Below are 18,561 nucleotides of genomic sequence, written 5' to 3'. Positions count from 1 at the left end.
GGCAAGCCAACGCTTCATCCGCTTAGCTCTTTGTTATGTCACAGGTTTCTGTCGCAAAACCGGTGGCCACTTTTGCGAAACCTGCTTAGCGGCAGGCGATCCCCACCACCGCCTGCGCGAACGCCCCCGGCCCACCGTCCGGGGGCGTCTTCGCGTCGGCGATGCCCTGGCCCGCGAGGAAGGCGGTGATCGCCCCGCCCGGTACCAGCGGCAGGCGCGTGGGAGGCACGATCCCGGCAACCCGGCGTGGCGCCGCCGGATAACGGGCGATGAGCCCGACGAGCCGTCCGGACCGGTCGAGCACAGGCGCACCGGCCGAGCCCGGCTGAAGGGCCGCGACGACATCGCCCGCGAAGGCGCTTCCGGGGGCGGCCACGAGTCCGTCCGAGCTCGGCGCGAGGGCGATCAGGTTATCCTCCGCGCCGACCGGCTCCGTCCGTCCTGCGGGTCGGATTGGGGCGGGGGCCCCGGGCGCATCGAGAAGCGCGAGGCCGGAGGGATCGGCGGCGAGCTTGCGGGCCGGCGCCGCGCCGATGCGGGGCGCCGCGCAGCCCTCCAGCACCGCGGAGGCCGTGAGCACCCGGCCCGGCGCCACCGTGAGACCGGCGCCCGCGACGGCAAGATCCTGCGCAACGACCGCGCTGGTCTCGGGGCGGGCCGGGGCCGATGGGATCGCGGCGACCGGGGCCGGTGCGGCGGCTTCCGGGAACGGCACGAACGCATTTGCCACCGCGATCACCAAACGATCGACCTCCGGCGCCAGGGCTTTGTCGTAGCCGAACAGGAAGCCGCGCACGCCCGCCGGCCCGGCGGCGTAGCGGATGTAGGACAGGCCGGCCCCGGTCTCGGCGGTCACCACCACGACGTCGGGCCGCTTCAGCCTGTAGGTCACCTTGCGGTTCGGCAGCGGCGTGGTCGCCTTCTCGAACAGGGTGTCGAGGGTCTCGGTCTCCAGCGGGTAGGCGCGGGTCTCCAGAGTGACGCGCCCGTCCGGGCTCTGCCAGCGGGTGCCGGAGGCCAGGGCGGTGCGCTTCGACAGCAGGCGCTCCGGCACCCCCATCACCGCAGAGCTGCCGGGATCCGGGGCGATCCGGAAGCGCGCCGCGGTCCGGGCCGCCGCCCCCGCTCCCAGCAGGGCCGCCCGGCCGCGCGGATCCAGGGGATCAACGCCATGGGTGCGGGCGCGATAGGCGTTGAGCGCCTCGAAGGTCCGGCGCCCGAACGTGCCCGACACCACGGCGTTGAAGTCGCCGGTCCAGACGAGGGCGTCCTGGATCGCCTTCCGTTCCGGCTCGGGCAGCGCCTCGAACGCGGCCTTCGCGCCCTCGAAGGCGGGATCGGCCGGCGCCGCAGCCGCGGGCGCCGCGCGGGACGGTCGCGGCTGATCCTGCGCGGCGGCGGGTCCGGCTGCGAGCAGAAGTGCCAGCAGAGCCGCAGCTTGCCGGCGGTCTGCCCCCGGCAAACGACCCCACCACGACGCACCCGAGGCCATGACCGCCCTCCCCGATCGGAATCACCCGGATCCTGGCAGAGGCGTCCGGGGCGGACCAGATCGAATCCTTGGGTTACGGCACCAGACCGCGGTGCGCCCGCCGCCGGGATGCGCTACAGGCGGATGTCCGGCCCGCGGCGGCATCCGGACAGCCCGATCGGCCCTCCGGCCACGCGATGCCGCCACGGTTCGACGCGGAGCCCGGCATGACCGATGCGAGCAACACCTTCAAGAAGGCGCCCAAGCGCAAGCCCGCCAAGGGCAAGAGCGTCAGCGTCTCCCCCGAAATGCGGAAGGCCTATGCCGACCTGATCCGCGAGCGCGCGGAGAAGCAGGAGGTCTACGGCCGCCACCTGCCGCAGGACGAATCGCGGCGGCGTTGAGCGCTGCAAATCCGGGACTTGGAGCCGGTTCGACCTGGAACCCGGGTTTCCAAAGGGCATGCCCTTTGGCGGGTTCTTGGGGCGGAGCCCTGAGATCTTGACCAGGGCTCTGCCCTGGACCCGCGAAAGGTCTCGACCTTTCGGAACCGGGACTTGAGCCCGGCGCGGGATGCGGGCCCCGGCCCTATCCGAAGCCGTAGAGCCGGCGCGGATTGTCGACGAAGACCTGTTTGCGCCGGCCCTCGTCCGGCACCCAATCGGCCATCAGGTCGAGGAGCGTCGTGGTCCGCGGCGGCCCATCCCAGGCCGCGACGTGCGGCCAGTCCGAGCCCCAGAGGCAGCGTTCCGGGGCGGCCTCATTGAGGGCGCGGGCGAAGGGGATCGTGTCGGCGTAGGGCGGCCCGGTGATGGAATCGCGGAAGGCGCCCGAGAGTTTCACCCAGTTGCCGTCGGCGACGAGGCCGAGCAGCGCCTGGAAGCCCGGATGGTCCACGCCGGCCGAGGTCGGCATGTGCCCCATATGGTCGAAGACCAGCGGCACCGGCAGCTGCGACAGGCGACCGGCGATCGGCGGCAGATCCCGGGCATCGAGCAGGAACTGGAGATGCCAGCCCATCTCCCGGGCAAGCGCCCCGTAGGACCCGACCGCGTCGAGCCCGACCCCGCCGCCGAACAGTACGTTCAGCCGCAGGCCGACCACGCCGGCTTCCTTCAGGGCGGCGAGGTCCGCGTCGGGCAGGCCGAGCGGGATCACCGCGATGCCGCGCAGGCGCTGCCGGTTGGCGCGCAGCGTCTCGACCATCAGCCGGTTGTCGGTGCCGTGGACGCTGACCTGAACCAGCACGCCGTTGGCCATGCCGGTCCCATCGAGCATCGCGAGATAGGCCTCTGCCGGGGCCGCCGGAGGCGTGTAGCTGCGGTCGGGCACCAGCGGATAGGCGGGTGGCAGGCCGATGACGTGGGCGTGGGTGTCGACCGCGCCCGCCGGCACGGCGTAGCGGGTCGGTCCGCCCGGATGCGGGTCCGGGGCGGGGCAGTCTCGGATCTCGGGCATGATCAGATATCCGCGTGCAGGACCTTGCCGCGCGTCTCGGGCAGCGCGAAGGCCGCCACGAAGAACACCCCGTAGGCGACCGCCGCGAAGATCGCGATCGCCGAGGCGAGGCCGACGCGCTCGGAGATGTAACCCACGAGCGCCGGGAACAGGGCGCCGATGCCCCGGCCGAAATTGTAGCAGAACCCCTGCCCCGAGCCGCGCAGGCGGGTTGGGTACAGTTCCGTCAGGAAGGCGCCCATGCCGGAGAAATAGCCCGAGGCGAAGAAGCCGAGCGGGAAGCCCAGCACCCAGAGCACGCCGTTCGAGAGCGGGATCTGCGTGTAGGCCACCACCACCGCGATGGCGCCGAGCGAGAAGATCAGGAACAGCGGCCGCCGGCCCAGGCGGTCGGCGAGCCACGCGCCGACGAGATAGCCGGCGAACGAGCCGATGATCAGCGCCGAGAGGTAGCCGGTGGAGGAGACGATCGACAGGTGGCGCTCGGTGGTGAGGAAGCGCGGCACCCAGGTGGTGATCGCGTAATAGCCGCCCTGACAGCCCGCCGCCGCCATCGAGGCAAGCAGCGTCGTCTTCAGGATCGGGCCGGAAAAGATCTCCCAGATCTGCGGCCGGTCGCCGGCCGCTGCGGCCCTGGCCCGGGTCTCGGCGGCGACCTTCGGCTCCTCGACATAGCGGCGCAGGTAGAAGATCAGCAGAGCCGGCAGGGCGCCGACCGCGAACATCCAGCGCCACGCGGTCTCGGGCGGCAAGAGCGAGAACAGCACCGCCTGCGACAGCACCGCGAGCCCCCAGCCGATCGCCCAGCCCGACTGCACCGAGCCCACCGCCCGGCCGCGATACTCGGCCCGGATCGTCTCGCCGATCAGCACGGCGCCGGCCGCCCACTCGCCGCCGAAGCCGAGGCCGAGGATCGCCCGGGCGACGAGCAACTGCTCGAAACTCTGCACGAAGGCGCAGAGCAGCGAGAAGACCGAGAACCACAGGATCGTGATCTGGAGGGTGAGCACCCGGCCGATCCGGTCGGCGACGAATCCCGCGAGCCAGCCGCCGAGCGCCGAAGCCAGCAGCGTCACCGTGGCGGCCAGCCCGGCCGTGCCGGAATCCACGTGCCACAGGCTCATGATCGTCCCGATCACCAGCGGGTAGATCATGAAATCCATGCCGTCGAGACACCAGCCGGCGGCGCACGCCCAGAAGGTGTGCCGCTCCGGCGGCGTCATCGAGCGGTAAAAAGCGGTGAGGCTGGCGTCGCGGATCTCGACCGCCTCGACGCGTCCATCGCCCTGCCCGGTGGCCGTACTCATGCACCCTCCCCTGCCGTCCGATACCAGTATCGGCGTGCCAGGCGGCGCTGTCCAACGCCGCGGAGGGGCAGGCAAGGAAAAGGCCGCCCGAAGGCGGCCTTTCCTGACATTCGCGCTGTCGCCATGCGGCTCAGTAGCAGCGCTCGACCAGCACCCGGCGGTAGCCGTAGGGGGTCCAGCGCACCCGCGGGACCGTGTAGCAGCCGCCGCCGTAGCCGTAGTCGCCGCCATAGCCGTAGCCGACCGGGGCGTAGCCGCCGCCGTAGCCGTAACCCGGGTAGCCGTAGCCACCGTAACCGCCGTAGAGGCCGCCGGCCGCCAGGCCGAGGCCGACGCCGAGACCCAGGCCGCCAAGGCCGTAGCCGTAGCCGCCGCGATAGCCATAGCCACGACCATAGAAGCCACGGCCGTAGCCGCCGCCGTAGCCGCCGCGATAGCCGAACCCGCCGCCACGGAATCCGGCGCCCCGGAAGCCGCCGCCGAACCCACCGCCGCGGAAGCCGCCGAAGCCACCCCCGTGGAAGCCGCCGCCGAACCCGCCGCCATGGAACCCGCCGCCGCCGAAGCCGCGCGCATCTGCGCTGGCAGGTGCGAACGCCAGAGCGCCCGCCGCCAGCAGGGTTGAGCAGAGCACTGCACCCTTCATCATGTCATCTCCGTCGAAAACCGCCCTCTAGCCGTAGAAACGTCGGACTGTACGAAACGGTTCAGGTGAGGACCGCGACGTGCCGCCGCTGTTCGGTCGGCACGGCGACGCCGGGTCGGCAAGCCCCGGGACGGCTTCGGACTCGAAAATCGCCGCTTTCAGGGGCGACAGCCGCCGCCATCGCTTCTCCGAGCAGCATGGAACGCGTCATGACGCTACGCCCGGCTCACGCCCTGTTGATCGCGCTCGTCGCGCTGACCCTGCCGCCGCGCGCCCTGGCCGCGCCCGCGGCCTCCGAGCCCTGCCGGGCGGTGGAGACCCAGGGCGAGACCTTCACGGTCTGCACGATCGACCTGCGGCGGCAGCGGCTGAGGCTGTTCTGGCTGCAGGCGGACGGGCGGCCCTACGGATCGCTCGGCACCCTCGCCGAGGCGCAGGGGCGGCACCTCGACTTCGCGATGAATGCCGGCATGTACGACAAGGATCAGGCGCCGGTGGGCCTCTACGTCGAGGGCGGGCGCGAGATGAAGCACGTCTCCACTGCGGACGGGCCGGGCAACTTCCACCTCAAGCCGAACGGCGTGTTCTGGGTGAAGGGCGAGCGGGCGGGGGTGCTCGATACGCCCCATTACCTCCGGGCGAAGATCCGCCCGGACTATGCGACGCAATCCGGGCCCATGCTGGTGATCGACGGCCAGATCCACCCAAAAATCTCCGCCGACGGGCCGAGCCAGAAGATCCGCAACGGCGTCGGCGTGGCCGAGGACGGGCACGTGGCGATCTTCGCGATCTCCGAGCGCCCGGTGACCTTCGGAGCCTTCGCGCGGCTGTTCAAGGACGACCTCGGCTGCCGCAACGCCCTGTTCCTCGACGGCTCGGTGTCGAGCCTCCACGCACCCAATCTCGGCCGCACCGACATCAGCCGGCCGCTCGGGCCGCTGATCGGGGCGGCGCCGCGGTAGAGCCGTGCCCGATCGCATTGCAATCGAACGCGGCTAGGAGCCTTCGTTTCGGCGCGCGCTCCTGCGCCGAACCGATGTCCAGGTCGGCGGAGGGCGCTCGAGGACCTGATCCGATCGTCTCGGCGCGTGTTCAGCCGACGGCGCGGGCCGCCTCACGGACCTGACGCGTCGCGGCATCGACCTGCTCGCTCGCCCGCGCGATGGCTTCCATACCGTCCGCGATCGTCGCCACCCCGTGCGCCGCCGTGTGCATGCTGCCCGACATCTCCCGGGTCACGGCGGACTGCTCCTCGACCGCCGCGGCGATCGCGGCCGAGATCTCATCCAGGGCCCGGATCGTGCTCTGGATCGTATCAATCGCCCCCACCGCCTCGCGCGTGGCCGCCTGCGTGGCCGTGATCTGGCTCCGGATCTGGTCGGTGGCCTTCGCGGTCTGCTCGGCCAGCGCCTTCACCTCGGAGGCCACGACCGCGAAGCCCTTGCCCGCCGCGCCGGCACGGGCGGCCTCGATCGTGGCATTGAGGGCCAGGAGGTTGGTCTGCGAGGCGATCCCCTGGATCATCGTCACGACCGCGCCGATCTGCGCCGCCTGCCCACTCAAGCCCTCGACGATGCCGCCTGTGTGCTGCGCCTGCAAGACCGCCTCGCCGGCCATGCGTGCCGCGTGGCTGACCTGCTGACTGATCTCGCCGACCGAGGCCGACAACTCCTCCGCGCCTGAGGCGACGCTCTGGATATCGTTGGAGACCTGCCCGACCGTGCCGACCGCCTCGGCCGTCTGCCGCGTCACACGCTCGACCGCCGTGCCGATCGCATCCAGATCGGTGCTGATCGTCTGCTGGACCGCGACGCGGCGCTGGCGCTCGCGCACCTGCGCGGTGATATCGGTCGCGAACTTCACGACCTTGACGACTCGCCCGCCCGCGTCCGTGATCGGGTTGTAGGTTGCCTGGATGAACACCGTGCGTCCGCCTTTGGCGAGCCGCTGGAACTCTGCCGACTTGAATTTCCCCTGTGCCAGGGACGCCCAGAAACGCTGGTAGCCTTCGCTCGACCGTTCCGCCGCGTCCACGAACAGGCTGTGGTGGCGCCCCTTCACCTCATCGAACGAATAACCCATCGCCGCGAGGAAATTGGGGTTGGCATCGAGGATGGTGCCCTCCGGCGTGAACGAGATCACCGCCTGCGAGCGGTGCAGGGCCGAGATCTGTCCGTCCAGGTCGAGGCTGTGGGCCTTTTGCGTGGTGATGTCGGTTGCGATCTTGACGATCTTCGACACGCGCCCCGACCGGTTTCGAACGGGGTTGTAGCTCGCCTGGATCCAGATCTCCCGGCCGCCTTTGGCAATGCGCTTGAATTCGGCGGCGCGATAAGTCCCGCATCGCAGGGCATCCCAGAAGGCGCGGTATTCTGTGCTGTCTCGGTGAGCCGGTTCCACGAACAGGCTGTGATTTTGACCTTGGATTTCCGCCAGCGTGTAGCTCACTGCGGACAGGAAATTGCGGTTTGCGGTGAGGATCGTTCCGTCTGGCCGAAACTCTATGATCGCTTGCGACAGTCCGATCGCATCCAGGGTTGCATGCGCCGTTTGGTCGCGCAGTCCGATCATGGCGTGTCTTTCGTTTCGGCCCTCTTTCTTCGACACTCAGCCAGAATGCATAATAATCTGCTCAATCCGCGGCATCAAAAATCGGTGACAAAGCTTCCGTCGATCAAAAATACATAAAGATGTATGCTACTTTACTGATGCAACTCCTGATACGTGGATTCCCGGGACGGGTCGCCGCCCATACGGGGTGCCGTCGTCTCGTCGGATCGCTGTCCGGAGGTCCTGACGATCGTCAGCGCGTCTGTCCCGGGTCGACATAGCCCCCGCGTAGGGTCGAGCGCACTGGGTTTCGCTGTGGATGCGCTCGCCGGACGGTGAGCCGGTCCGGCGAGACCCGCGCGTCGACTCACCACGCGGGCGTCGCGTCACCGCTGGCCGAACGCCGTGTCCGTGAACAGATCCTTGTATTCCCGCGGCTGCGAGCGCCAGTACTGCTTGGGGGCCCGAACCCGGGCGCCCAGCTCGGCCGCCGCGTGCCAGGGCCAGCGCGGATCGTAGAGCATCGCCCGGGCGAGCGAGATCGCGTCCGCCCGTCCCTCCTGCAGGATCGTCTCGGCCTGTTGGGCTTCGGTGATCAGCCCGACCGCGATGGTGGTCAGCCCGGTCTCGGCCTTGATCCGCTCGGCATAGGGCACCTGATAGCCCGGCCCGAGCTTGATCGCCTGTTTGGGCGAGACGCCCCCCGTGGAGACGTGGAGCGCCGGTGAGCCCGCACGCTTAAGGGCCTTGGCCAGCTCCACGGTCTCGTCGATGTCCCAGCCATCCTCGACCCAGTCGGTGGCCGAGACGCGCAGCCAGACAGGGCTCCCCGCGGGGACGACGTCGCGCACCGCGTCGTAGATCTCCAGCGGGAAGCGCATCCGGTTTTCCAGGCTGCCGCCGTACTGGTCGGTGCGCTTGTTGGCGATCGGCGACAGGAACTGGTGCAGCAGGTAGCCGTGGGCGCCGTGCAACTCCACGGCCTCGATGCCCAGCCGTACGGCGCGCTTGGCGGTGGCCACGAACTGGTCGCGGACCCGCTTCAGGTCGGTGGCGTCCAGGGCATGGGGCGGCACCTCGCCCTCCCCGTGCGCCACCGCCGAGGGCGCCTCGGTGCGCCAGCCATAGGCCTGTTCCGGCGGGATCTGCTGGCCGCCGTTCCAGGGGGCCGCGCTCGACGCCTTCCGGCCCGCATGGGCGATCTGGATGCAGACCGGGATCGGCGCATATTCGCGGATCGCATCGAGCACGCGCCCGAGCGCGCGCTCGCAAACGTCGCTGTAAAGGCCGAGATCCCAGGCGGTGATCCGCGCCTCCGGCGAGACCGCGGTGGCCTCCAGGGTCAGCAGGCCGGCCCCCGACATGGCGAGCTGCCCCAGATGCATCATGTGCCAGTCGGTGGCTTCGCCATCCCGGGCCGAATACTGGCACATCGGCGCGATCAGAATGCGGTTCTCGAGCGTGAGCGCATCGAGCGTCAGCGGTTCGAACAGGCGAGCGGTCATCGGCAGCTCCTGGTGGAGCGGTTACTCTGGCGCAGGATCGGCGCGGGAGCCAGTGCGGTGCGACACAACACATCTGTGGACGGGCGTCGGTGGAACTTGCCGAGTGAGCCAACCGTTTTTTGGCTTGTCGCCGCACGGCGGCCACCAACGCGAACCGCCTGAGGGGGCGAGATCGCTTGAGGTCCTGACGATGATCACGAGACTTGCCGCCCCGCTCCTCCTGGCTACCGGCTTCGCCGTCCTCGCGGCGCCGTCGCAGGCCCAGCCCGCCGCCTTCGGCGGCCCGAAGATGCTAATCTACGGCAATTACTGCGGGCCGGGTAACAACGCCCCGCTGCCGCCGATCGACGCCCTCGACGCGGCCTGCGCCCGCCACGACGGCTGTACGCCGGATGGCGGCCTGCCTACGCCGGCCTGCAACCTGCGCCTGCAGAAGGACGCGGCGCTCATCGCCCACGACCCGCGCCAGCCCGAGAAGCTCCGCTCGATGGCCGGCCTGATCGCGGCGACCGCGACCCTGATCCCGTCCGAGCGAGGCCCGCAGCGGATGCCGGCCTCGCTCGCCGCCCGGCCGGGGCCGGATGCTTATGCGTCGACCCTCTCCGGCCGGACGCCGGACGCCGACCTCGCGCCGGACGAGGGCTCGGACGACGCCGATCCCGAGTGAGCGGAGCCCGCGTCCCCGGCATCAGGCCCGGGGGCGCGGTCCCAGCGCGTGGGACAGGAAGAAGCGCACCATTGCGCGGCTTGCATCCGGTCCCCGCGGTTCCGTGTAGGATCCGGCCGGGCTGCCCCCGGACCAGGCATGACCGGCCCCGTGCAGCAGCCAATGCTCCTGGACAGCGCGGTCGTTCGCATCGGTGCGGACCGTGCGGGTGTAGGCCATGCCCCCGGGGCTTGTCTCCCGCGTGACCGTCTTGGTGACCCCCGGGGCGGCGCCGGCCTGGGCCATCACCTGATCGCCATTGGCGGAATGCACGGTGCGGTCGCCGTCGCCGTGGAACACGATGGTGGGCACCGGCTGACGGTTCGTCGCGGCGGGCCCGGCCTGTCCCTTCATCGCCGCGAGGGCGCTCGGCAGGTCGCGGGCGGCCCCGCAGGCCAGCCCGGAATGGATCCCGACGGCGGCGAACAGGTCCGGGTAGGTGGCCGCCAGGATCGCCGCCGCGGCACCGCCGGCCGAGAGCCCAGCTGCATAGACCCGGGCCGGGTCCGCCGAGAACTCCGCCATCACCGCACGGGCGATGCCGGCGATGAGTTCCGGCTCCCCGCCCTCGCGGACCTGATCGCCGGCCGCGTACCAGTTCCAGCACCGCTGCATGTGTGCCGACTGCGCCTGTGCCGGATACGCCACGAGGAACGTCTGCTCCTCGGCGAGGACGTTCATCTGCGTGCCCGCGGCGAAATCGTCCGGGTCCTGGGTGCAGCCATGCAGCATCACCACCAGGGGCAGGGCCCGACCGGTGTAGCCGCTCGGCACGTAGACCTTGTAGCGCCGGCTGCCGGCGGCGCTCGTGAACACCCGCTCCTCGAACCGCGCGCCGGGCGGGACCACAACCGGTGACCGGCCGCGGGACGTCGGGCGTCCCTCACGCAGCGTGCGCATCATCGCTGACAGATCGAGCTCCGGCTCCGCCGCCCTGCCCCGATCCGGCCGGGGGGCCGTCCAGGCGCCGCCGGGGGCTTCGGGCGCCTCCATGTCGACGATCGTCTCATCGCCGCCGGCCGGACGGGGGGGCTGACCCGGCTGACCATAGGTCCGCGCCCATTTGGTGAAGGCCGCCTTCTGCGCGCGCTGAAGCTGCGCCATCCGCTCGGCGAGCCGGTCGGTGCCGGGGCCGCCGTTCAGGGTGGGGTCGAATTTCGGCAGGTCGAGTTTGGACAGGTCGAGTTTGGGAAAGCGGAACATGAGGCCGATCCTTCGAAAGGGGGGCGGACAGGGCCGGACGGTTCACCCGCCTCTGCGACCGGCTGTGTGGGACGTCAGACGATCCGGTCGGCCAGGGCGGCCTTCACGGCTGGGCTCGCCTGGAAGGTACCGAGGACCTCCACCGAGGCGATGGCGGCGCGGGCGAGATCCGGCGTGACGTCGCCCGCGACGGTGGCGAGGCCCAGGACCTGGATGTGCAGCGGGCGCCCGGCATCTCGAGCTGCTTCGAGATCGACCCGCCCGTAATGCGCGATCCCGAGGCGGAGCTGGCGCCGGGCCACGGATTGGCGAACCGCGTCGTCGTGGCGGTCGAGCTGGTTGCGCACGGCCGTGCGGATGAAGTCGGCCCGGTTGGCGTAGAAGCCGTCGCGGACCATCAGGTCGATGCGACCGAGATCGACGAAGCCGAGATTGACCGTGATCTTCTCGCTGTCCGGCACCTTCGGCCGGGGCTCGGGTCCCGTGTTGCTCATCGTCTCGCCATCTCTGGGCCATCCGGTTGGATGGTCTAGAGATGGTCATGGGCTGGCGAGGCGCAAGAAGCGCACTCGGAAAAAAGTCATGGTTTCAAAAGGCCGGGGCCTTTTGCGGGTGCAGGGTGGAACCCTGCTGTCGAGCTTCGCTCGATCGTCGGGCGAAGCCCGAATGTCGGGGCTCTGCCCCGACGCCCCGCCAAAGGGCTTGCCCTTTGGGATCCCTAATGTTCGCCGATCCCTCGGTCCTTCAGGCTCTCGCCGATCTCGTCGAGGGCCGTGGCGTCGTCGATCGTGGCGGGCATCGTCCACGGTTCGTGGTCGGCGATGCGCTTCATCGTGGCGCGCAGGATCTTACCCGAGCGCGTCTTGGGCAGCCGCGGCACGGTGAGCGCCAGCTTGAAGGCGGCCACCGGGCCGATCTCGTCGCGCACCTTGGCGACCAGCTCTCGTTCGATCGCTTCGGTGGGACGATCGACCCCGGCCTTCAGCACCACGAAGCCGCAGGGCACCTCGCCCTTCAGGGAATCGCGGATGCCGATCACCGCGCATTCGGCCACATCCGGATGGCCGGCCAGGACCGCCTCCATGCCGCCGGTCGAGAGCCGGTGGCCGGCGACGTTGATGATGTCGTCGGTCCGCCCGAGGACCGTGATGTAGCCGTCCGCGTCGATCACGCCGGCATCCGAGGTGTCGTAATAGCCCGGGAAGGTGGCGAGGTAGCTCGACCGCATACGCGCGTCCGAGCCCCAGAGGGTCGGCAGGCAGCCGGGCGGCAGGGGCAGGCGGATCGCGATGGTGCCCATCGTGTCGGCCGGGACGGGCTTGCCGCCCTCGTCCAGAACCTCGACCCGGTAGCCCGGCATCGGCACGCAGGTGCTGCCGTGCTTCACCGGCAGCAGGCCGAGCCCCATCGGATTGCCGGCGATCGGCCAGCCGGTCTCGGTCTGCCACCAATGGTCGACGACCGGCCGGTTCAGCACCCGCTCGGCCCAGGCGACCGAGTCCGGATCCGCGCGCTCGCCGGCCAGGAACAGGCTGCGGAAGGCCGAGAGGTCGTAATCGGCGATCCGCGCGCCCTTGGAATCCTCCTTCTTGATCGCCCGCAGCGCCGTCGGCGCCGTGAACAGGCACACGACGCGGTACTCGGCGACCACCCGCCAGAAGGCGCCGGCATCGGGGGTGCCCACGGGCTTGCCCTCGTACAGCACCGTCGTGCAGCCGTGCAGGAGCGGCGCGTAGACGATGTAGGAGTGACCGACGACCCAACCGATGTCGGAGGCGCAGAAATAGGTCTCGCCGGGCTGCACCCCGTAGAGGTTCGGCATCGACCACGCGAGGGCGACGAGATAGCCGCCCGTGTCACGCACCACGCCCTTCGGCTTCCCCGTCGTTCCGGAGGTGTAGAGGATGTAGAGCGGGTCGGTGGCGGCGACCGGCACGCACGCCGTCCGCTCCCCCGCTGCCGCGGCGTCCGCCACGGCCTCGGCCCAGTCGCGGTCCCGCCCCGGCACGAGCGTCGCGGGGCCTTGCGGGCGCTGGAGGATCAGGCAGGACTCGGGCTTGTGGCGCGAGGCGTCGATCGCCGCGTCGAGAAGCGGCTTGTAGGCGACCACCCGGTTCGGCTCGATCCCGCACGAGGCGGCCAGTATCACCTTCGGCGCCGCATCCTCGATCCGCACCGCCAGCTCGTTCGCCGCGAAGCCGCCGAACACCACCGAGTGGATCGCACCGAGCCGGGCGCAGGCCAGCATGCCGCACAAAGCCTCCGGCACCATCGGCATGTACAGGATCACCCGGTCGCCCTTGCCGACCCCGAGCCCGGCCAGGACCGCGGCCAGCGTCGACACTTCATCGCGCAACGCCCGGTAGGTGATGCTGCGCTTCGTGCCGGTCACGGGGGAATCGTAGCGGATCGCCACCTGCTCGGCCCGTGCTCCGTCGGCGTGGCGGTCGACGGCGTTGTGGCAGGCGTTGAGCGACCCGTCCGAGAACCAGCGGCCGTAGGGGCCAGATTCCGGCGCAAAGGCTTGGGTGGGCGTCTGCGCCCAGTCGATCGCCCGGGTCGCATCGAGCCAGAACGCCTCTGGGTCGCGACGCGCCGCTTCGTAGATCTCGGGATAGCGGCCCGGAGGGCTGGCATTCGTCATCGGTCGGCGTTCCCCCGCGGGCCGCTCTCCGGCGGCGGCGGCAGAGTAGCGCATTCTCGTGCAGGCGCGCGACGGGTCCGCGCGCGTGAGCAACCAGCGTATGCCAAGCCGCCGAGGGGCTCTGCCCGGACCAAGCGAGAACCGCCGCACCGGGGCTCCCGATGCGGCGGCGACTGTCGTGCCGGGTCTATGAACTGTGAAGACGAATCAGTGGCTCAGTGCAGGGTGTCGCCGGCCCCCCGCAGCCGATTGATCTCGTCCTTGAGGAGGAGTTTCCGTCGCTTCAGTTCGGCGATGTGGAGGTCGTTCGCCGAAGGTCTGTGGATCGCTTCGTGAATCTCGCGCTCGAGGGCTTCGTGCTTCCGGGCGAGTTGGCTCAGATGCGTCTGCAGCGACATGAGTCGAATCTCCTGTCATCGTTTCGACACGCCAAGACTGACACAGGATGCCGCACCTGTTGAAGCGTTTTCTCCGGCTAAGCTTGGTGAAGGCTTTCCGGCATGGCTTGTCCCAAGAAAGGGCGTGACGCATGCTCTCATCGGGTGATGAGCGATCCTTTGGCCCGCAGGTGACGATGGCGGATGAGTCGAGTGAGAGCGCGCAGTCGGAACTCGAGGCCGAACTGGCTCGGTTGCGCGAGGAGCACCGCGATCTCGACAGCGCCATCGAGGCGCTGGAGCGGAGCGTCGCCGGCGATCAGCTGCAGATCCAGCGCCTGAAGAAGCGCAAGCTGACCCTGCGCGACCGGATCTACCACATCGAGGACGCGATTACGCCGGACATCATCGCCTGATGCCAGTGGACGCCGTCCGGAGCAGCCTTGCCGCAGGGCCGCCGCGGCTGTAAGCGCCCTCTTTTGCCGGGATCAACGATGGTGTCGCCTCCGGTCGCGATCATCATGGGCAGCCAGTCCGACTGGGCGACCATGCGGCACGCCGCCGAGACGCTCGATGCGCTCGCCGTGCCCTACGACGCGCGCATCGTGTCGGCCCACCGCACCCCGGATCGGCTCGTCGCCTTCGCCAAGGGCGCGGTCGCGGCCGGTCTCAAGGTCGTGATCGCGGGGGCGGGCGGCGCCGCGCACCTGCCGGGCATGGCGGCGGCGATGACCCGCCTGCCGGTCTTCGGCGTGCCGGTGGAATCGAAGGCGCTCTCCGGCCAGGACAGCCTGCTGTCGATCGTGCAGATGCCGGCCGGAATTCCCGTGGGGACCCTGGCGATCGGCCGGGCCGGGGCGGTCAACGCGGCGTTGCTGGCCGCATCGGTGCTGGCGCTCTCCGACCCGGGTCTGGCGGAGCGTCTCGAAGCGTGGCGTGCGGCCCAGACCGCCTCGGTGGCCGAGCGGCCGGAGACGGAAGCGACATCGTGACGGACGAGTTTTTCGCGTGACGGACAAGACCCTCGGCCCCGGCTCCACCCTCGGCATCGTCGGTGGCGGGCAGCTCGGGCGCATGATCGCGCTCGCGGCGGCGAATTACGGGCTCAAGGTGCACGTCTACGCCCCCGACCGCGACAGCCCCGCTTTCGATGTCGCCGCCCGTACCACCTGCGCGGCCTACGACGATCCGCAAGCGCTGGCGGATTTCGCGCGCAGCGTCGATGTCGTCACCTACGAGTTCGAGAACATCCCGCACGCCACCGCCGACATCCTGGCCCGGCACGCCCCCCTGCACCCGAACGCGCGGGCGTTGTCCACCACGCAGGACCGCCTATCGGAAAAAGAATTCATCAACGGGCTCGGCATCCCGACCGCGCCGTTCCAGGCCGTCGACACGCCCGACGATCTCGACCGGGCGATCGCCACGATCGGCCTGCCGGCCGTGCTCAAGACCCGCCGCTTCGGCTATGACGGCAAGGGCCAACGCATTTTGCGGGAGCGATCCGAGGGTGACCGCAACGCCCTGTTCGCCGAGTTCGGCGGCGCGCCGCTGATCCTCGAGGGCTTCGTGTCGTTCGAGCGCGAAGTCTCGGTGGTGGGCGCCCGCGCGCACGACGGCAGCTTCGCGGCCTTCGACCTGTGCGAGAACGAGCACCGCGACCACATCCTGGCCTTGACCCGGGTGCCGGCCCCCGGCCTGACGCCCGAGACCAGCCGTGCCGCCCTCGATATCGCCAAGCGCATCGCCGACGCGCTCGACTATGTCGGTGTGCTCGCCGTTGAGATGTTCCTGGTGCGGAAGGACGGCGCTGAGCGCCTCGTCGTCAACGAGATCGCGCCGCGGGTCCACAATTCCGGCCACTGGACCATCGAGGGCGCGCGGACTTCGCAATTTGCTCAACATGTCCGGGCGGTCTGCGGCTGGCCGCTCGGCGATCCGGCGCGGACCGGCGGCCTGCCGGTGGAGATGCGCAACCTGATCGGCGCCCAGGCCGACGACTGGCATGCGCTGCTGGCTGAGCCCGGCGCCCACCTGCACCTCTACGGCAAGGGCGAGGCCCGGCCCGGCCGGAAGATGGGGCACGTCACCCGCCTGGGATCCGAACCGGTCGGCTGAGGCCTCAAAGGCACACCCCTGCCGCTGCGTGGCGGCCTGAGCGCCTGCCGCGGGGCCGGCGTGCGCGCGGGCCATACCTTCGCCACATCCCGCCGCTTCCACCACGGTGTGGTCGGTGTCGAAGGCTGCCGGTCGATTCCCCCACGCCTGGACGGGCGACGGGTCGAATCAGGCAGGCGTGCTTCTTAAGCCGGCCTTCACCGTAATGCGCGACGGTACCCCGGAGCGGGTGGACCCGGCGCGCGGCGCGGGCTTGAGAACGGCGAGGGGCGGGGCGGGCGCGCGGGATGCGGGCTGCGCCTCGGGGAGAGTGGGGCGATGATCGTACGCAACGGGCTGGCACGGAAGACAGCGCTGATCGGCGCGGCCCTGGTTTCGGCTGCGGTGCTGGCGGGCTGCGAGACCGTCGGGAGCGCCGCCGGCCCGCGCCAATACGCGGTGCTGGAGACGGACACTACGGGTGCCACCACGGTCAACATCGCGTCGCTCTCCGAGGTGATCCAACGCAATCCGAACGACGCGGCCGCCTATACCACGCGCGGCGCCGCCTATGCCCGCGCCGGCCAGTTCAACGACGCCATCGGGGATTTCACCAAGGCGATCCAGCTCGATCCGAACTCGGCCTCGGCCTACAACAACCGGGCGCTCGCCAGCCGCCAGGTCGGCCGCGACGGACCCGCGCTGCAGGACTTCACCAAGGCAATCGCCATCGATCCGAATTACGGCCCGGCCTATATCGGCCGCGCCAATGTCGAGCGCGCCCAGGGCAACCTCGATCAGGCGCTCAGCGACCTCAACGTCGCGATCCGGCTGATGCCGGAATCGGCCGAAGCCTACCATGCCCGCGGCCTCGTGCGGCAGAAGCAGGGTCAGGAGACCCAGGCGATCGCCGATTTCGACGCCGCCATCGACCGCAATCCCTTCGTGGCGGCCCCCTACGCGGCGCGCGGCCAGAGCCTGATCGCCACCAACCAGTACGGCAAGGCGATCGAGGACTACAACGCGGCGCTCAACGTCAACAACAAGGACGCCACCTCCTGGGCGTATCGCGGCTTGGCTTACGAGAAGCAGGGCCAGCGCAAGGAGGCCATGGAGAACTACCAGCGCGCCTCGACCATCGACCCGAACAATTCCGTCGCCCGTGCCGGTCTCGGCCGCGTGCAGGGCGGGGTGGGCTCGCTGTTCAACTGATCGCGCAACGGTCTAAAAAGGGTTTCAAAAGGTCGAGACCTTTTGCGGGTGCAGGGCAGAGCCCTGCGAAACAGGTCTCCCTCCCCCTTCCGGGGGGCGGAGACCTGTTCGTCGGGGTTTCACCCCGACACCCCACCAAAGGGCACACCCTTTGGGAACCCCTTGTCCGCCCGGATTAGGCCGCCAGCAGGCCGTTCTCGTCCTGCGTGATCCGGCGCAGGTGATGGGCGGTGTCGCCGAGCTGGTACTCGATCATGGCGAGCCGCTTGAAATGGTGGGCGCCGATGTATTCGAGCGTCATGCCGATGCCGCCGTGGAGCTGCACCGCCTCTTGGCCGACATAGCGGCAGGCCTTGTTGATCTGGACCTTCACGGCCGACAGCGCTGCGGCCCGCGCTCTGGCGTCGGGCGTGTCCACCATCATGGCGGCGTAGAGCGCCATCGAGCGGGCCTGTTCCAGCTGGATCAGCATATCCACGGCCCGGTGCTGCAGGGCCTGGAACGAGCCGACGCTGACGCCGAACTGCTTGCGGGTCTTGAGGTATTCGACCGTCAGTTTGTGGAGCGCATCCATGGAGCCCACCGCCTCGGCGGCGAGCGCCGCGATGCCGTGCTCCACCACCCGCTCCAAGAGCGGCAGACCGCCCTCCGGATCGCCGAGCGCCGCGTCGGCCGGCAGCGTCACATCCGAGAAGGAGACCTCGGCGGCCCGGCCGCCATCCTGGGTCGGATAGGCCTCGATGGCGACGCCATCCGCATCGGCCGGGACCAGGAACAAGCCGATCCCGTGCGGATCGCGCCGCTCGCCGGAGACTCGGGCGGAGACCACCATCAGTCCGGCCGCGTCGGCATTCGGCACGATGCTCTTGGCCCCGCTCAGCACGAAACCCTCACCGCTGCGCCGGGCCGTGGTGGCCACGTCGGCGAGGTCATAGCGGGACTGGCGCTCGGTATGGGCGAGGGTCAACCGCAGGTCGCCGGCGACGAGGCCGGGAACGAGACGTTCCTTCTGCGCCGCGCTGCCGCCGAGCCGCAGGGCAGTCGAGCCGAGGACGAGGCTCGCCAGCAGCGGCTCGACCACGAGGTTGCGGCCGACCGCTTCCATGACCAGCATGGTCTCGACCGGGCCGCCGCCGAGCCCGCCCTCCTCCTCCGCGAAGGGTAGGCCGGTGACGCCGAGTTCGGAAAACGCCGCCCAACCCTCCGCGGGGAAGCCCAGCGGCGCCTTAAGCCGCGCCTGCCGGCTTTCCAGGGACGGGTAGAGATCGGCGGAGAGCCGCTCGACGCTGTCGCGCAGGAGCGACTGGTCTTCGTTGAGATCGAAATCCATGGTGGCGTTCCTCTGCCCTCCTCTCCTCCCCCTTGCGGGAAGGAACTGGAGGTGG

Annotated in this window: 18 protein-coding genes; 7 read left to right on the top strand and 11 right to left on the bottom strand. The window is 70.0% G+C overall.

Annotation, left to right across the window (positions count from 1 at the left end; genetic code table 11):
* Positions 1-85: 85 nt before the first annotated feature.
* Positions 86-1,492 (bottom strand): serine protease, encoded by a 1,407-nt coding sequence (locus tag OXS49_RS27115; protein WP_267427789.1) that lies wholly within the window; start codon positions 1,490-1,492, stop codon positions 86-88.
* A gap of 206 nt (positions 1,493-1,698) precedes the next feature.
* On the opposite strand from OXS49_RS27115, the gene OXS49_RS27110 reads away from it, so the two are divergent.
* The gene (locus tag OXS49_RS27110) at positions 1,699-1,875 is read left to right on the top strand and encodes a hypothetical protein (RefSeq protein ID WP_267427788.1); all 177 of its coding nucleotides are present in this window, start codon (positions 1,699-1,701) and stop codon (positions 1,873-1,875) included.
* 184 nt (positions 1,876-2,059) lie between these two features.
* Here the strand turns inward: OXS49_RS27110 and OXS49_RS27105 are convergent, their stop codons facing one another.
* From OXS49_RS27105 to OXS49_RS27095, 3 genes are all read right to left on the bottom strand, one after another.
* On the bottom strand, positions 2,060-2,929 hold the full coding sequence (locus OXS49_RS27105) for an amidohydrolase family protein (RefSeq protein WP_267427787.1): 870 nt from the start codon (positions 2,927-2,929) through the stop codon (positions 2,060-2,062).
* 2 nt (positions 2,930-2,931) lie between these two features.
* Positions 2,932-4,236, bottom strand: a complete 1,305-nt coding sequence (locus OXS49_RS27100) for an MFS transporter (protein WP_244001966.1) — start codon at positions 4,234-4,236, stop codon at positions 2,932-2,934.
* 130 nt (positions 4,237-4,366) lie between these two features.
* Positions 4,367-4,882 carry a hypothetical protein gene (locus OXS49_RS27095; protein WP_244002168.1) on the bottom strand — a complete coding sequence of 172 codons (516 nt, stop codon included), beginning with the start codon at positions 4,880-4,882 and terminating at the stop codon, positions 4,367-4,369.
* Between the two features lie 209 nt (positions 4,883-5,091).
* Between OXS49_RS27095 and OXS49_RS27090 the strand changes: the two genes are divergently transcribed.
* A complete protein-coding gene (locus tag OXS49_RS27090; RefSeq protein ID WP_267427786.1) occupies positions 5,092-5,844 on the top strand; it encodes a phosphodiester glycosidase family protein in 753 nt (250 codons plus the stop codon).
* 130 nt (positions 5,845-5,974) lie between these two features.
* On the opposite strand, the gene OXS49_RS27085 is transcribed toward OXS49_RS27090, so the two are convergent.
* Both OXS49_RS27085 and OXS49_RS27080 read right to left on the bottom strand, forming a co-directional pair.
* Positions 5,975-7,453: a PAS domain-containing methyl-accepting chemotaxis protein gene (locus tag OXS49_RS27085; protein WP_267427785.1), complete on the bottom strand. Its 1,479-nt coding sequence runs from the start codon at positions 7,451-7,453 to the stop codon at positions 5,975-5,977.
* Between the two features lie 365 nt (positions 7,454-7,818).
* Positions 7,819-8,937 carry an NADH:flavin oxidoreductase/NADH oxidase gene (locus OXS49_RS27080; protein ID WP_267427783.1) on the bottom strand — a complete coding sequence of 373 codons (1,119 nt, stop codon included), beginning with the start codon at positions 8,935-8,937 and terminating at the stop codon, positions 7,819-7,821.
* Positions 8,938-9,127: 190 nt separating this feature from the next.
* On the opposite strand from OXS49_RS27080, the gene OXS49_RS27075 reads away from it, so the two are divergent.
* Complete coding sequence (locus OXS49_RS27075) at positions 9,128-9,604, top strand: hypothetical protein (RefSeq protein WP_244003491.1); 477 nt, start codon at positions 9,128-9,130, stop codon at positions 9,602-9,604.
* Between the two features lie 21 nt (positions 9,605-9,625).
* Here OXS49_RS27075 and OXS49_RS27070 read toward each other — a convergent pair whose 3' ends face one another.
* From OXS49_RS27070 to OXS49_RS27055, 4 genes are all read right to left on the bottom strand, one after another.
* The gene (locus OXS49_RS27070; protein ID WP_267427782.1) at positions 9,626-10,846 is read right to left on the bottom strand and encodes a PHB depolymerase family esterase; all 1,221 of its coding nucleotides are present in this window, start codon (positions 10,844-10,846) and stop codon (positions 9,626-9,628) included.
* Between the two features lie 74 nt (positions 10,847-10,920).
* The gene (locus OXS49_RS27065) at positions 10,921-11,340 is read right to left on the bottom strand and encodes a CopG family transcriptional regulator (protein ID WP_267427780.1); all 420 of its coding nucleotides are present in this window, start codon (positions 11,338-11,340) and stop codon (positions 10,921-10,923) included.
* A gap of 224 nt (positions 11,341-11,564) precedes the next feature.
* Positions 11,565-13,490, bottom strand: a complete 1,926-nt coding sequence (locus OXS49_RS27060; protein ID WP_267427778.1) for a propionyl-CoA synthetase — start codon at positions 13,488-13,490, stop codon at positions 11,565-11,567.
* 215 nt (positions 13,491-13,705) lie between these two features.
* The gene (locus tag OXS49_RS27055) at positions 13,706-13,888 is read right to left on the bottom strand and encodes a DUF465 domain-containing protein (protein WP_243919813.1); all 183 of its coding nucleotides are present in this window, start codon (positions 13,886-13,888) and stop codon (positions 13,706-13,708) included.
* Positions 13,889-14,064: 176 nt separating this feature from the next.
* On the opposite strand from OXS49_RS27055, the gene OXS49_RS27050 reads away from it, so the two are divergent.
* The 4 genes from OXS49_RS27050 to OXS49_RS27035 all read left to right on the top strand — a co-directional run bounded on the left by OXS49_RS27050 (position 14,065) and on the right by OXS49_RS27035 (position 17,176).
* A complete protein-coding gene (locus tag OXS49_RS27050; RefSeq protein WP_267427777.1) occupies positions 14,065-14,283 on the top strand; it encodes a DUF465 domain-containing protein in 219 nt (72 codons plus the stop codon).
* A gap of 78 nt (positions 14,284-14,361) precedes the next feature.
* Entirely contained in the window at positions 14,362-14,859 is a 498-nt protein-coding gene (gene purE, locus OXS49_RS27045; RefSeq protein ID WP_244003480.1) for a 5-(carboxyamino)imidazole ribonucleotide mutase, read from the top strand.
* Positions 14,860-14,875: 16 nt separating this feature from the next.
* Entirely contained in the window at positions 14,876-15,985 is a 1,110-nt protein-coding gene (locus OXS49_RS27040) for a 5-(carboxyamino)imidazole ribonucleotide synthase (RefSeq protein WP_267427776.1), read from the top strand.
* Positions 15,986-16,303: 318 nt separating this feature from the next.
* Positions 16,304-17,176: a tetratricopeptide repeat protein gene (locus OXS49_RS27035; protein ID WP_267427775.1), complete on the top strand. Its 873-nt coding sequence runs from the start codon at positions 16,304-16,306 to the stop codon at positions 17,174-17,176.
* A gap of 175 nt (positions 17,177-17,351) precedes the next feature.
* Here OXS49_RS27035 and OXS49_RS27030 read toward each other — a convergent pair whose 3' ends face one another.
* Positions 17,352-18,506, bottom strand: coding sequence for an acyl-CoA dehydrogenase family protein (locus OXS49_RS27030; protein WP_267427774.1), 1,155 nt, complete (start codon positions 18,504-18,506; stop codon positions 17,352-17,354).
* Positions 18,507-18,561: the final 55 nt, after the last annotated feature.

This window comes from Methylobacterium sp. GC_Met_2, from assembly GCF_026540795.1.
Classification (GTDB): Bacteria; Pseudomonadota; Alphaproteobacteria; order Rhizobiales; family Beijerinckiaceae; genus Methylobacterium.
This window is presented reverse-complemented; position numbering and strand designations above follow the sequence as displayed.